We start from the raw sequence: 12,736 nt of genomic DNA on the forward strand, positions 1-12,736 counted from the left end.
CTTCACCGCTGCGCCGTGGCCCAGTTTTCGGCGATCCAGACGGGGGCTTCGGAGGCGGGGAGGGGCGCCTTGCCGCGGATCGTGTCGGCGAGCTTTTCGGCCAGCATGATTGTGGGGGCGTTCAGGTTGCCGCTGACGATGTCGGGCATGACGGAGGCATCGACGACGCGCAGGCCCTCCAGCCCATGCACCCGGGCCGCGCCGTCGACGACGGCCATCGAATCAGTGCCCATCTTGCAGGTGCAGGAGGGGTGATAGGCGCTCTCCACGTGCTGGCGCACGAAGGCGTCGATCTCCTGGTCTGACTGCACCGCGGGTCCCGGGGCCAGTTCGGCGCCGCGGAAGGGGTCGAAGGCTTTCTGGGCGAAGACCTCCCGCGTCAGGCGGATGGCGGCGCGGAACTCCTGCCGGTCGGCCTCCTGGCTCATGTAGTTGAAGAGGATGCGCGGCGGCGCCTTGGGGTCGGCGGAGGTCAGGGTGATTTCGCCGCGGCTCTGGGAGCGCATGGGGCCGACATGGGCCTGGAAGCCGTGGCTGCCGGCCGGGTTGCTGCCGTCGTAGTTCATGGCGATGGGCAGGAAGTGGTACTGCAGGTCCGGGTGCTCGATGCCCGCCCGGCTGCGAATGAAGCCGCCGGCCTCGAAGTGGCTGGAGGCGCCCAGGCCCTTCTTGAAGAACAGCCAGTCGAAACCGATCTTCGCCTGATTCCAGGGCTTCAGGGCCGAGTAGAGCGTGATGGGCTGGGTGCAGGCGTGCTGCACGTAGACCTCCAGGTGATCCTGCAGGTTCTTGCCGACCCCCGGCAGGTCCTGAACCACCCGAATGCCCTGCGCTGTCAGCTCGTCCGCCGGTCCGACGCCGGAGAGCAGCAGGGTCTGCGGCGAGTTGACGGCGCCGCCGCAGAGGATCACCTCCCGCTCCGCCCGCACCTCGGCCTTGGTGTTGCCCTTGGCCAGCTCGACGCCGACGGCGCGGTAGCCGTCGAACAGCACGCGGGTGGTGAGCGCGCGGGTCCAGACCGTGAGATTGGGCCGGGCCATGGCCGGCTTCAGGTAGGCGACCGCTGCGCTCCAGCGCCGCCCGTCATGGACCGTCATGTCCATGTGGGCGAAGCCTTCCTGCTGGCGCCCGTTCATGTCGGGCGTGGCCGGATAGCCGGCCTGGCGCCCGGCCTCGATCCAGGCCTGGAACAGCGGGTTGTTGCAGGCGCCGGCCGAGACGTGCAGAGGCCCTTCGCCGCCGCGGTAGGCGTCGGCGCCGCGCTCGTAGGTTTCGGCCTTGCGGAAGTAGGGCAGCACCTCGGCGTAGGACCAGCCGGTCAAGCCGCTCTGCGCCCAGCGGTCGTAGTCCCGTGCGTGGCCGCGGACATAGGCCATGCCGTTGATGGAGGAGGAGCCGCCGAGGACGCGTCCGCGCGGGCAGTAGAGGCGGCGGCCGTCCAGATGGGGCTCCGGCTCCGAATGATAGAACCAGTTGTACCTGTCGTTGGCGAGCGGCTTGGCCAGGGCCGCCGGCATGTGGATGAAGATCGAAGAGTCGCGCCCGCCGGCCTCCAGCACCAGTACCCTGACGTCGGGGTCTTCGGTCAGGCGGCTGGCCAGCACGCAGCCGGCGGAACCGGCGCCGACGATGATGTAATCGAAGCTGTTGGACGTGGACATAGGCTCGTTACTCGGTCATCTCATGCTGTGTTGCGAGGAACCCACCCTTCGAGATGCCTTGCTGTGCAAGGCTCCCCAGGGTGAGGCCTCTTGCAAACCTCATGCTGAGGAGGCCGCGTAGCGGCCGTCTCGAAGCATGGCGGTCATCCTAGTAAGGCGAGTCGACGCCGTTGACGGCGACGTAGACGCTCTTGAGCTGGCTGTAATGCTCGATGGCGGCCAGGCCGTTTTCGCGCCCCAGACCGGACTGCTTCATGCCGCCGAAGGGCATGGCGATGGGGGTGATGTTGTAGGTGTTGATCCAGCAGGTGCCGGCCTGCAGCCGGGCGATCACCCGGTGTGCGCGGGCAAGGTCGCGGGTGAAGACGCCGGCGGAGAGGCCGAACTCGGTGTCGTTGGCGCGGGCGATGACCTCTTCCTCGTCGCGAAAGGGCAGCACCGTCATCACCGGCCCGAAGATCTCCTCGCGCACGATGGTCATGCCGTCGGCGCAGCCGGCGAAGATGGTCGGCTCGACGAAATTGCCGGCGGCGAGCGCAGGGTCATTCGGGCGCCCGCCGCCGACGGCGACCCTGGCCCCCTCGGAGCGGCCCTGGTCGATATAGCCCAACACCTTCTCGGTGTGGTCTCTGGAGATCAGCGCGCCGACCTGGGTCGCCGGGTCGAGCGGATCGCCGATCTTCAAGCCGGCGGTCTTTGCCACCAGCTTCTCCAGCAGCGCGTCGTGCACGTCTTCCTGCACGAAGACCCGGGTGCCGTTGGAGCAGACTTCGCCCTGCGTGTAGAAGTTGGCCAGCAGCGCGCCGTGCACCGCGTTCTCGAGATCCGCATCTTCAAAGACGATGAGCGGTGACTTGCCGCCCAGTTCCAGCGTCACGGCCTTCAGCGTCTCCGCCGCGTCGGCCATCACTTTCTTTCCGGTGCCCACCTCGCCGGTGAGGGAGACCTTGGCGATGCCCGGATGGCGGACCAGCAGGCGGCCGGTCTCGGCAAAGCCCTGCACGACGTTGAAGACGCCGTCCGGCAGCCCGGCCTCGGTATAGATCTCCGCCAGCTTCAGGGCGGTCAGCGGCGTCAGTTCCGCCGGCTTGAAGATCATCGCGTTGCCGCAGGCCAGTGCCGGCGCCGACTTCCAGCAGGCGATCTGCATGGGATAGTTCCAGGCGCCGATGCCGGCGCAGATCCCCAGGGGTTCGCGCCGCGTGTAGGCGAAGTCGCCGCCGAAATCGTGATGCTCGCCGTGCAGCGTGCCGGCGACGCCGGCGAAGAACTCGATGCAGTCGGCGCCGGAGATGATGTCCACGACCTCCGCTTCCTGGATCGGCTTGCCGGTGTCCAGCACCTCCAGTTCCGCCAGTTCGCGGTTGCGCGCGCGCAGGATGCGGGCGGCCTCCCCCAGGATGCGTCCGCGCTCGGCGCCGCTCATGGCCGACCAGACGGCGAAACCCTCCTGCGCCGCGGCGACAGCGGCCTCGACGTCTTCGGCGCCGGCCTGCTGCACGCTGCAGATGACCTCGCCGGTCGCCGGGTTCAGGGTTTCAAAGCTCTGGCCGCTGCGGGCGTCGCGATAGCCGCCGTCAATGTAGAGCTGCTGTTCGGGAAGGTTACGCATAGGTCCTCTCAGGGGTCCTCTCAGGCGGTCCTCTTAAGCGCCGGCCTTGGCAAGGCAGCGCGTTACGTAGTCGCGGGCAATGGCCCGGGCCTCATCGATGGTCAGCAGGCCGTCGGACAGCGCACACCGCAGCCAGAGACCTTCGATCATCGCCGCCAGGCCGGTGGCCGCCATCTCCGCGTCCGCTTCCGGCAGCACCTGCTTGAAGGCATGGCGCAGGTTGCTGAGCAGGCGCCGCTCGTTGATCTTCTGGATGCGCCAGAGCGCCGGGAAGGTCCGCGCCTCGGCCCAGAAGGCGAGCCAGGCGGATACGGTCTCCGGGTCGTTCTGGTCCGGCGAGAAGTTGGCCTGGATCACCGCATCGATGCGCTCCGCCGGGGTTGCGGCTGCCTTCAGGCGGCCCACCGTCTCGGCCAGCAGGTCCTGGGCGAGGGAGCGCATGGTTGCGGCCAGCAGGCCCGCCTTGTCGTCGAAGTAGTGGGCGACGATACCGCCGGAAAGGCCGGCATTGCGGCTGATGCGCGAAATGGTGGCGTTGGCGAAGCCCTGCTCATGGATCGAAGTGATGGTCGCCGCGATCAGTTGCCGGCGCCGCACCTCCTCCATTCCAACCTTGGGCATCGTCGGCGTCCGCCTTCCCCTGAAACCCTGTCACTGCACAACCGACAGCGCGGGGCGGTCGTTCCACCCGCGCGGGCGGCGTGCCTGCGCGCTGTGCTCAAGAGGTATTTTATTTTGATTGAACGTTCAATCAAAAAAACCTAGGCTGTGCGCCTTATCAGCGAAAGGTCGGCGGTTCCCCGGGGGCGCGAACGCGTGTCCATGCGGGTTGCAGGCGCCAGACCGGAAACACGATCAGAAACAAGCGATCGCACGAAGATCGGATAAAAAGGGAAGAGGAGGCTTGAAGTCCATGCACAGGAGTTTCCAGTTCGGCCTGGCCGCGGCGGCGGCCCTGGTGGTTTCATCGGCGGCCGGCGCCGCCTGGGCGGCAGATCCCGCCGCCTGCAAGGAGGTTCGCTTCGCCGACGTCGGCTGGACCGATATCACCGCCACCACGGCGGCCACCTCGGTGGTGCTGGAAGGGCTCGGCTACGAACCCACGGACGAGCTGCTGGCCGTGCCGGTGACCTACGCCAGCCTGAAGAACGGTGACATCGACATCTTCCTCGGCAACTGGATGCCGACCATGGAAGGCGATCTCGCAAAGTACCGCGACGAAGGCTCGGTGGAGGTGCTGGGCGTGAACCTGGAAGGCGCCAAGTATACCCTTGCCGTGCCCAGCTACACCGCCGCCGCCGGTCTCAAGGACTTTGCCGATATCGCCAAGTTTGAGGACGAGCTGGACGGCAAGATCTACGGTATCGAGCCGGGCAACGACGGCAACCGCCTGATCCTCGACATGATCGACCAGAACACCTTCGACCTGAAAGACTTCGAACTGGTGGAGTCGTCCGAGCAGGGCATGCTGACCCAGGTCGCCCGCGCGGTGAAGCGCGAGGAGCATATCGTCTTCCTGGGCTGGGCGCCGCACCCGATGAACAACAACTTCGAACTGACGTATCTCTCCGGGGGTGACGACATCTTCGGCCCCGACTTCGGCGGCGCCACGGTCTACACCAACGTTCGCAAGGGCTACACCAGCGACTGCCCCAACGTCGGCCAGTTGCTGACCAACCTGAAGTTCACCCTGCCCATGGAAGGCGCCATCATGGAGGCCATCCTCGACGGCGAGGACAAGCAGGAAGCCGCCGCTGCCTGGCTGAAAGCCAATCCCGCGATCCTGGACGGCTGGCTGAGTGGTGTGAAAACCCTTGAAGGCGGTGACGGACTGCCTGCCGTGAAGGCGCATCTGGGCCTGTAAAAGCCCATCACATTGCATGTAAGCTTGGAACGGTCAGGCAGAACTGCCTGGCCGTTCTGCTTTTACGGGTCCGACAGATAAAGGGGGGAGGCCTTGGCATGGACTGGCTGACCGATAACAAGATCCCACTCGGCAAGTGGATCGAGAGCTTTGTGGAATTTCTGACCGAGAATGCCGCCTGGTTCTTCGACGGCATCTCCGACATCCTCGGGTTTTTGATCAACGGGCTCATCGACGTCCTGCAGTTCGCGCCGCCGCTGTTGCTGGTGGTGCTCATTGCCGCCGTGGCCTACTGGTTGCAGCGCTCGATCTGGCTGGCCGTCGGCGTCGTGCTGTCGCTGCTGCTGATCATCAACCTGGGTTACTGGGAAGAGACCATCGAGACGCTGTCCCTCGTTATCTATGCAACGCTGTTCTGCATGGTGATCGGCGTGCCGGTCGGCATCGCCGCCGCGCACCGCCCCTGGCTCTACACCGCCATACGGCCGGTGCTGGACCTGATGCAGACCATCCCCACCTTCGCCTATCTGATCCCGACCCTCATCCTCTTCGGTCTCGGCGTGGTACCGGGCCTCATCTCCACCGTCATCTTCGCCATTCCCGCGCCGATCCGCCTGACCTACCTCGGCGTCTCCTCCGTCCCCACCAATCTCGTGGAGGCCGGGGAGTCCTTCGGCGCGACCAAGAGCCAGCTGCTCTGGAAGGTGGAACTGCCCCATGCCATGCCGACCATCATGGCCGGGCTCACCCAGTGCATCATGCTGTCGCTTTCCATGGTGGTGATCGCCGCCCTGGTCGGGGCCGACGGGCTCGGCAAACCGGTGGTGCGGGCGCTGAACACGGTGGACGTGGCGCGGGGTTTCGAAGCGGGGCTCGCCATCGTCATCGTCGCCATCGTCCTCGACCGTCTCTGCAAGCAGCGCGGCGCCGCCGCGCAGGAGCGCTGAGCCATGAGCGCTGAGCCCAACACCACTACCGTCGTCGACTTCCGCAGTGTCGACATCATCTTCGGCAAGGAGCCGGAGAAGTCCCTGGCCCTGCTGGACAGCGGCGCTGGCCGCGACGAGATCCTGGAGCGGACCGGCAATGTGCTGGGGGTTGCCGGCGCCTCGCTCGCCATCGAAGAGGGCGAGATCTGCGTTCTCATGGGCCTCTCCGGTTCCGGCAAGTCGACCCTGCTGCGTGCCGTCAACGGCCTCAACAAGGTGACCCGCGGGGCCGTCATGGTGCGGGATGAGGGACAGCCGGGGGAAGGCGGGCTGGTGGACGTGGCTTCCTGCGACCCAGCCACCCTGCGCCGCCTGCGCATGAACCGGGTGGCCATGGTTTTCCAGCAGTTCGCCCTCTTGCCCTGGCGTACGGTGAAGGAGAACGTCGGCTTCGGGCTGGAACTGCGCGGGTTGGGGCAGGGGGAGCGCGATGCCATCGTCGAGGAGAAGCTGGAGCTGGTCGGCCTGTCCCAATGGCAGGACAAGTTCGCGCACGAGCTGTCCGGCGGTATGCAGCAGCGCGTCGGTCTGGCGCGGGCCTTTGCCACCGATGCCGACATCCTGCTGATGGACGAACCTTTCTCGGCTCTCGACCCGCTGATCCGCGACCATCTGCAGGACGAGTTGCTGGAGCTGCAGCGCCGCCTGAAGAAGACCATCGTTTTCGTCAGCCACGATCTCGACGAGGCGCTGAAGCTGGGCAGCCACATCGCCATCATGGAATCCGGCCGCATCGTTCAGTACGGCGAGCCGGAGGCCATCGTCCTCAAACCGGCCAGCGACTACGTGGCCGAGTTCGTCGCCCACATGAACCCGCTGAACGTACTGCGCGGCGGCTCCCTCATGACCCCGGTCGAACAGTTGAAGCGCGAAGGCGACAGCGTACTGCTGGACCGCCGGGGGCGGTTCCGGGTGAAGCTGGACGAGCGCGGCGCGCCGCAGTCGGTCACCCTGGATGGCTTTCTGGGGCGCCTCATGGCCTATGACGGCTCCATGGACATGGCCGATCTTCCCGACGTTGCCCTGATCACCGCGCCGACAGACATGTCGATGCGCGTGGCCATCGAACTGCGCCAGGCCACCGGTCACCCCGTGGCGCTGATGGAGGACGGCCGTCTGGTCGGTGTCTGCGGCGACGAGGAGATCTACGCCGGCATCCTGCGCCAGAGCCGGGCGGCCGAGAAACCCGCCGATACGGAGGGCGCTGCGGCACCCGTGACAGTCTCCTGATAGCTACTAGTGGGAGAACACGGCGTTCAGCGCATTGATCTGGCAGACAGTCTCGACACCGTTTTGAACTCCACGCCCGATGCCGACTTGACTTCCGTTGGAAAACTCTGCTTCGCAGGTGTCACCGTTCGGAAGGGTCAACTTTCCAAGGCCATGTCTGCGATTACTCTGATAGTTACCTTCGAAGCGAACCCCCTTGGGAAATGAAGAAACGCCATGCCCATGGAGCAGCCCATCAATGAAGTAGCCTGACGTCACCCATCCACTATTGGTGGTTATGGTTCCCTCTCCATGAATTTTACCGCGACGAATCCCTCCGTCGTACCGGTCCAGGAGTTCCAGTCCCGAAACGTGGGATGACCATTGTAGTGTGCCTTTGCCATCCGCCTTGCCATCAGAGCACCCTCCATCCCAAAAGACGAAGGTTTTCATGTTCGAGTTCGGCATTGGATTCCAAACCTGGCAATCCGGATCATTGGCCAGAGAGACCCACCGTCCTTCTTCGGCGACCACTTCAGGCACCCACGCCAATACTACAAAGACCAAGAGGCTAACCGATGCAAGTGATGCCGCTGCTCTTGAAATCATGGGCCAAGTATCTGCCGTTCTGTTACTAAACTTCAATACTAGGATGCCGCTCGCGTATGCAGAGTTCAAGGATTAGAACCCGGACGCCCTAGGTGCCGCCATTGCAGCGGGCCTGCAGGATCACAGGTTCGAACAGATGACCTCGGCCAGCAGCCTGTTGCCCTTTGTTTGCAGGTGCACGTGATCCTCGAAGATGTCCTCGGTCTTGGGGAGCATTGACTGTGCGTCGATGACTCTGACCTGCGTGTGGTCCTCGGCCAAATCGTCCAGCATGGAGAAATAGGCTGTCAGTGCGCTTTGGAATTGCGCCTTTGTCATGCGCTGAAGGCGGCCGATGACGGCATCCTTGGGGGGCAAGCCCTCGCCGTCGATGTTGACTCCCTGTTTGATCAGATAGATCTGTCGGTCCTCTCCGGCGAGGTCGATCAGGACTTCGTACTGACGCCGCAGAAAGTCTATGGCAAAGGCGATGTCTTCTTCGGAGACCTTCGAGTCTGCGTAGTAGTTCTCGGTCGCCAGGTTCGATCTGAAAAAGATGTTTGCTCTTTGAATGATGTTCGGAAAGAGGCCCAGGTCCAGGAGAGCGTTCTTTATCGACCATTGATTCCTGGAGACACCGGAAAAGAACCGGCGGTTCCTGTCGCTCGCCAGCCTGGAAACCAGCTTCAGGTCGTTCCAGGCATGATAGACGAAGATGTTGCGGGGATTCAGGTGTTGGGCGATCTGGATATAAAGGTGCGGTGCGTTCTCCACGCTGTATCCCGGCTGGGACAGATTGACATACTGATAGTCCCTGTTCTGCTGGCTCTGTAGGCAGCCATTGACGAGAAAGGGCCAGATCGCATCGTCGCTGTCATGAAAGTTGAAGGTGGACGAGGCGCCAAGGAAGACGTTGCTGTAAGGCGCCGCAAAGTCCCAGTCGGGGCCGCGGAAGCCGAGACTGTTCAGTTGATACCGCGCAACGGTCTCCCGCTGAATCGGATTCAGCACGTTGTGACCGCCGGCGCCCTCGATGGTCGAATTGGGCCGGATACGGCCCTTCGTGTGACCATCGGCAATCCAGGTCGGGTCGCTTCTCAGGTAGACGGGTCCCAGAAAGGCGGCCAAGGACAGTTCCAGCACGAACAGCAGAGCAATGAAGATTGCCGCATTGATGCCGAGTATCTTGAAAACACGTTTCATTCTCTAGGTTCCCACAACGCCGGCCCGGGCCCGCCTCGGCGCAGGGTCCGGAGCTTCGGTCTTGGCGCCCAGGGCGGAGCGGCACTGCTCAGTCCAGTTCGTACTTGTCCTTGTAGTCTTCGCGCAGCGCCTGATCCTGACGGTCCTTATGCAGAATGCAGTTGCCGACGACCAGAACATCGATGTCCGTGCCCATGAAGCACCGGAACGCATCCGTCGGTGTGCAGACGATCGGTTCGCCGCGTACATTGAAGGAGGTGTTTGCGACTACCGGGCATCCGGTCAGCGCACCGAAGCGGCTGAGCAGGGCATGGTACTTCGGATTGGTCTCAGCGTGGACGGTTTGAACGCGCGCCGAATAGTCGACGTGTGTCACCGCCGGTATTTCGGATCGCTTGACGTTGAGCTTGTCGATACCGAACAGCGCTTTTTCCTCTGCGCTCATATCCCGGCGGATCGCGTCCTGCACATCCGCCACCAGGAGCATATAGGGGCTGTCGCAGTCGAGCTTGAACCACTTGTGGACGTCTTCGCGCAAGACGGAGGGCGCAAAGGGCCTGAAGCTTTCCCTGAACTTGACCTTCAGATTGAGCGTCTTCTGCATGGTTTCCGAACGGGGGTCCCCGAGGATCGACCGGCTGCCCAGGGCCCGGGGGCCAAACTCCATACGCCCCTGGAACCAGCCGACAGCTTTGCCGTCGGCGAGTGCCCGGGCCGTTGTGTCAATCAGATCGTCGTCCCCGGCGGTGTCGAACACGGCGCCCAGGGTCTCAAGCTCCGCGGCAACCGACTCGTCTGCGTAGGCAGGACCAAGATAGGACCCCTGCATGCTGTCCCCGGCGTTGACGCTGCGCTCGTGGCCAAGCTCCTGATGCCAGCAAGCCAGGGCCGCACCCAGGGCGCCGCCGGCATCGCCCGCAGCCGGTTGAACCCAGAGGCCGCTGAATGCGCCATCGCGCAAAATCTTTCCGTTTGCAACGCAGTTGAGTGCGACACCGCCCGCCATGCAGAGATTTGGGATTCCGTACTCCGCCCCCAGCGAGCGTGTGATCCGCAGCACGATCTCTTCCGTGACCGCCTGGACCGAAGCGGCAACGTCCATGTGAAACGGCAACAGCCGATCGCTCTCGGGCTTGCGGACCGGTTGTCCGAACAGCGCCGCAAAGCTGTCGCTGGTCATGGTCAGGCCGGAGGTATAGTTGAAAAACGACTGGTTCAGGCGGAACGAACCGTCGTCCTTCAAGTCGACCAGGTTTTCCAGTATCAGGTCTTTGTACTTCGGCTCGCCATAGGGGGCGAGGCCCATGACCTTGTACTCGCCGCTGTTGACCTTGAACCCCGTATAGTAAGTGAAGGCGGAGTAAAGCAGGCCCAGGGAGTGCGGGAAGTGCAGCTCCTTTACGATCTCCAGCTGATTGCCGCGGCCCACCGCGACGGTCGTTGTTGCCCACTCGCCGACGCCGTCCAGCGTCAGCACAACGGCTTCTTCGAAGGGTGAAGGATAAAACGCACTTGCGGCGTGGCTGAAGTGATGCTCGGCGAACATCAGCCGATCGCCGTTGAACTGTTTTTCAAAGGCGCGCAGATCCTTGATCAGCAGGTCCTTGAGGAAGAGTTTCTCGCGCAGCCAGACGGGCATCGCCATCCGAAAGGATTGGAAGCCTCTCGGAACGGTCGCCAGATATGTTTCCAGCAGGCGCTCGAACTTCAGGAACGGCTTGTCGTAGAAGACGATGTGCTCGACGCTGCTCAGGTCGATCCCGGCCTCGCCGAGCACGTAATCGATCGCGTGTTTGGGGAAGCGCGGATCGTGTTTTCGCCGCGTGAAGCGCTCTTCCTGTGCTGCCGCGACAATCGTCCCCTCATTAATGAGTGCGGCCGCGCTGTCGTGATAGAGCGCCGAAATCCCCAGGATGTAGGTCACGCTTTAGAACAGCGTGTAGATGAAGGGCGCAACGGCTGAGCCCTGGCTCAGCACGATCAGCCCGCCAAAGAGCGCCAGGACCACCAAAACCGGCAACAGCCAGAACTTTTTCCTGATCCTGAGAAAACTCCACAGTTCCATAATGAATGACATGCCGGGCGCCCCTAGAATTGGTTCTTCATGCTCTGCGGCGGGTCGGTGCGGTCGATCCAGTAGCTCTTCCCGTCCAGGTCCAGCTTGACGTTCAAAAGATCTTTGCCCCATAGCCTCAGAGCGAAGCCGATGGGCACGAAGGTCGTTACGTACACCAGGAACATGACAACCGGGGCCACGACCGATCCGAGCAGCATGCCGAACTTGAACCAGAGCCGGTTCGGCACCTTGAAGACTGCGGGTGCGATCAGCGCGAGGCCGACGAAACCCAGGGCGATCCCGAGGGCCCAGAGCCGGGGCCCTTGCCCGCCGAGAAGCGGCCAGAGGCCAACGATCAGGAATACCACGCCGAAGACGAACCCGAAGCCGCGCTCGGAGCCGGGTTTGACCTCCACATTCGAGACGTTTTCTGCCATGGGACCTGTGTCAGGGAAGCAATGTCGGGTAGCGCGGCCAACGCCGGCTCCGGCCGGCACCGCTAGAGTTATTCAAGGTTTTTGCAGGGAGATCAAGCGTCGATCCCGCTGGAAGGCGGCGCAGACGCCGGGGTTTTCGCCCGTATCTGGAAGTGGAGTATCCGGGTGCAAGTAAACTGTTGAATACAAGCGCAGTTTCATGGATGTATGCACATCGGAAGCACCTCTCGCGGTTCCATCGCCATGCCTTGAGAGTGTTTGGGGTGTGACGGCGGTTTCGCCGGGCAGCGCTGGGGAGGGCGTTGCAAATGCGGAGAAGTCTCTTCGAATGACCATCGCGGGCATCCTCTTCGACAAGGACGGCACCCTGCTCGACTATCACGCCACCTGGATGCCGCTGAACCGGCAGGCGGCGCTGGCCGCGGCAGGCGGCGATCCGGCGCTGGCCGAGCGGCTGCTGGCGGCTGGTGGCTACGATGCCGCCAACGACTGTATCGTCCCCGATTCGGTGCTGATCAGCGGCAGCAACGACGATCTCGGCGCCTGCTGGGCGGAGATCCTGGATGCCGATTCGGCGGAGCTCACCGACCGCCTTTCCGCGCTGTTCGAGGCGGGCAGCGCCGCCACGGCGGTGGCCGTCGCCGGACTGGCCGAGACTCTCACCGCGCTTGCGGCCCGGGGCCTTGTGCTCGGAGTCGCCACGAACGACAGCGAGGAGGGGGCCTACAACAGTCTGGGGCCCTTCGGCGTGCTGGACCACTTCCCTTTCGTCGCCGGCTACGATTCCGGCCACGGCGCCAAGCCCGGCCCCGGCATGGTCCAGGGCTTCTGTCAGGCGATGGACCTAATGCCCGAGGCCGTCGCGGTGGTCGGCGACAGCCGCCACGACATGGAGATGGGCCGCAATGCCGGCGCCGGCCTGCTGGTCGGCGTGCTCACCGGCAGCGCCGCCCACGACGACCTCGCCCCCCACGCCCACCACGTGCTGGATAGCATTGTGGAACTGGAGGCGTTGTTGGGCGGCTTGGCGGCGCCGCCGAAGAGTAGCTGACCTTTCCTCCTAGTCTGCCGCCCCTCTGATGTCACCCTCGGGCTTGACCCGAGGGTCTATGGAGTC

Annotated in this window: 12 protein-coding genes; 4 read left to right on the forward strand and 8 right to left on the reverse strand. The window is 63.8% G+C overall.

Annotated elements, in window-relative coordinates:
- Positions 1–2: 2 nt before the first annotated feature.
- The 3 genes from betA to betI form a co-directional block, all read right to left on the reverse strand.
- Positions 3–1,661 (reverse strand): choline dehydrogenase, encoded by a 1,659-nt coding sequence (gene betA / locus ACO06P_RS22140; RefSeq protein ID WP_420347401.1) that lies wholly within the window; start codon positions 1,659–1,661, stop codon positions 3–5.
- A gap of 148 nt (positions 1,662–1,809) precedes the next feature.
- Entirely contained in the window at positions 1,810–3,273 is a 1,464-nt protein-coding gene (gene betB / locus ACO06P_RS22145) for a betaine-aldehyde dehydrogenase (RefSeq protein ID WP_420347402.1), read from the reverse strand.
- A 33-nt stretch (positions 3,274–3,306) separates the two neighbouring features.
- On the reverse strand, positions 3,307–3,894 hold the full coding sequence (gene betI, locus ACO06P_RS22150) for a transcriptional regulator BetI (RefSeq protein WP_420347403.1): 588 nt from the start codon (positions 3,892–3,894) through the stop codon (positions 3,307–3,309).
- Between the two features lie 292 nt (positions 3,895–4,186).
- Between betI and choX the strand changes: the two genes are divergently transcribed.
- The 3 genes from choX to choV all read left to right on the forward strand — a co-directional run bounded on the left by choX (position 4,187) and on the right by choV (position 7,356).
- Positions 4,187–5,137 carry a choline ABC transporter substrate-binding protein gene (choX, locus tag ACO06P_RS22155; RefSeq protein ID WP_420347404.1) on the forward strand — a complete coding sequence of 317 codons (951 nt, stop codon included), beginning with the start codon at positions 4,187–4,189 and terminating at the stop codon, positions 5,135–5,137.
- Positions 5,138–5,235: 98 nt separating this feature from the next.
- Positions 5,236–6,084, forward strand: a complete 849-nt coding sequence (gene choW, locus ACO06P_RS22160) for a choline ABC transporter permease subunit (RefSeq protein WP_420347405.1) — start codon at positions 5,236–5,238, stop codon at positions 6,082–6,084.
- 3 nt (positions 6,085–6,087) lie between these two features.
- Positions 6,088–7,356 carry a choline ABC transporter ATP-binding protein gene (gene choV, locus ACO06P_RS22165; RefSeq protein WP_420347406.1) on the forward strand — a complete coding sequence of 423 codons (1,269 nt, stop codon included), beginning with the start codon at positions 6,088–6,090 and terminating at the stop codon, positions 7,354–7,356.
- Positions 7,357–7,362: 6 nt separating this feature from the next.
- Here choV and ACO06P_RS22170 read toward each other — a convergent pair whose 3' ends face one another.
- The 5 genes from ACO06P_RS22170 to ACO06P_RS22190 form a co-directional block, all read right to left on the reverse strand.
- Positions 7,363–7,944 carry a hypothetical protein gene (locus tag ACO06P_RS22170; protein ID WP_420347407.1) on the reverse strand — a complete coding sequence of 194 codons (582 nt, stop codon included), beginning with the start codon at positions 7,942–7,944 and terminating at the stop codon, positions 7,363–7,365.
- A 120-nt stretch (positions 7,945–8,064) separates the two neighbouring features.
- Positions 8,065–9,126, reverse strand: coding sequence for a hypothetical protein (locus ACO06P_RS22175; RefSeq protein WP_420347408.1), 1,062 nt, complete (start codon positions 9,124–9,126; stop codon positions 8,065–8,067).
- A gap of 88 nt (positions 9,127–9,214) precedes the next feature.
- Positions 9,215–11,050 (reverse strand): carbamoyltransferase, encoded by a 1,836-nt coding sequence (locus ACO06P_RS22180; protein ID WP_420347409.1) that lies wholly within the window; start codon positions 11,048–11,050, stop codon positions 9,215–9,217.
- A gap of 3 nt (positions 11,051–11,053) precedes the next feature.
- Positions 11,054–11,203 carry a DUF5989 family protein gene (locus ACO06P_RS22185; protein ID WP_420347410.1) on the reverse strand — a complete coding sequence of 50 codons (150 nt, stop codon included), beginning with the start codon at positions 11,201–11,203 and terminating at the stop codon, positions 11,054–11,056.
- Between the two features lie 11 nt (positions 11,204–11,214).
- Positions 11,215–11,619 (reverse strand): SxtJ family membrane protein, encoded by a 405-nt coding sequence (locus ACO06P_RS22190; protein ID WP_420347411.1) that lies wholly within the window; start codon positions 11,617–11,619, stop codon positions 11,215–11,217.
- Between the two features lie 328 nt (positions 11,620–11,947).
- Here ACO06P_RS22190 and ACO06P_RS22195 point away from each other — a divergent pair, with 328 nt between their 5' ends.
- Positions 11,948–12,670: an HAD family hydrolase gene (locus ACO06P_RS22195; protein ID WP_420347412.1), complete on the forward strand. Its 723-nt coding sequence runs from the start codon at positions 11,948–11,950 to the stop codon at positions 12,668–12,670.
- The last annotated feature ends 66 nt before the right edge of the window (positions 12,671–12,736 follow it).

Source organism: Pelagibius sp. (assembly GCF_965227505.1).
Lineage (GTDB): Bacteria > Pseudomonadota > Alphaproteobacteria > Kiloniellales > Kiloniellaceae > Pelagibius.

Coding starts and splice junctions, on each gene's coding strand:
- choX (WP_420347404.1), top strand. CDS start 4,187: ATGCACAGGAGTTTCCAGTTCGGCCTGGCCGCGGCGGCGGCCCTGGTG.
- ACO06P_RS22190 (WP_420347411.1), bottom strand. CDS start 11,619: ATGGCAGAAAACGTCTCGAATGTGGAGGTCAAACCCGGCTCCGAGCGC.
- betA (WP_420347401.1), bottom strand. CDS start 1,661: ATGTCCACGTCCAACAGCTTCGATTACATCATCGTCGGCGCCGGTTCC.
- ACO06P_RS22170 (WP_420347407.1), bottom strand. CDS start 7,944: ATGATTTCAAGAGCAGCGGCATCACTTGCATCGGTTAGCCTCTTGGTC.
- betI (WP_420347403.1), bottom strand. CDS start 3,894: ATGCCCAAGGTTGGAATGGAGGAGGTGCGGCGCCGGCAACTGATCGCG.
- ACO06P_RS22195 (WP_420347412.1), top strand. CDS start 11,948: ATGACCATCGCGGGCATCCTCTTCGACAAGGACGGCACCCTGCTCGAC.
- betB (WP_420347402.1), bottom strand. CDS start 3,273: ATGCGTAACCTTCCCGAACAGCAGCTCTACATTGACGGCGGCTATCGC.
- choV (WP_420347406.1), top strand. CDS start 6,088: ATGAGCGCTGAGCCCAACACCACTACCGTCGTCGACTTCCGCAGTGTC.
- ACO06P_RS22175 (WP_420347408.1), bottom strand. CDS start 9,126: ATGAAACGTGTTTTCAAGATACTCGGCATCAATGCGGCAATCTTCATT.
- choW (WP_420347405.1), top strand. CDS start 5,236: ATGGACTGGCTGACCGATAACAAGATCCCACTCGGCAAGTGGATCGAG.
- ACO06P_RS22185 (WP_420347410.1), bottom strand. CDS start 11,203: ATGTCATTCATTATGGAACTGTGGAGTTTTCTCAGGATCAGGAAAAAG.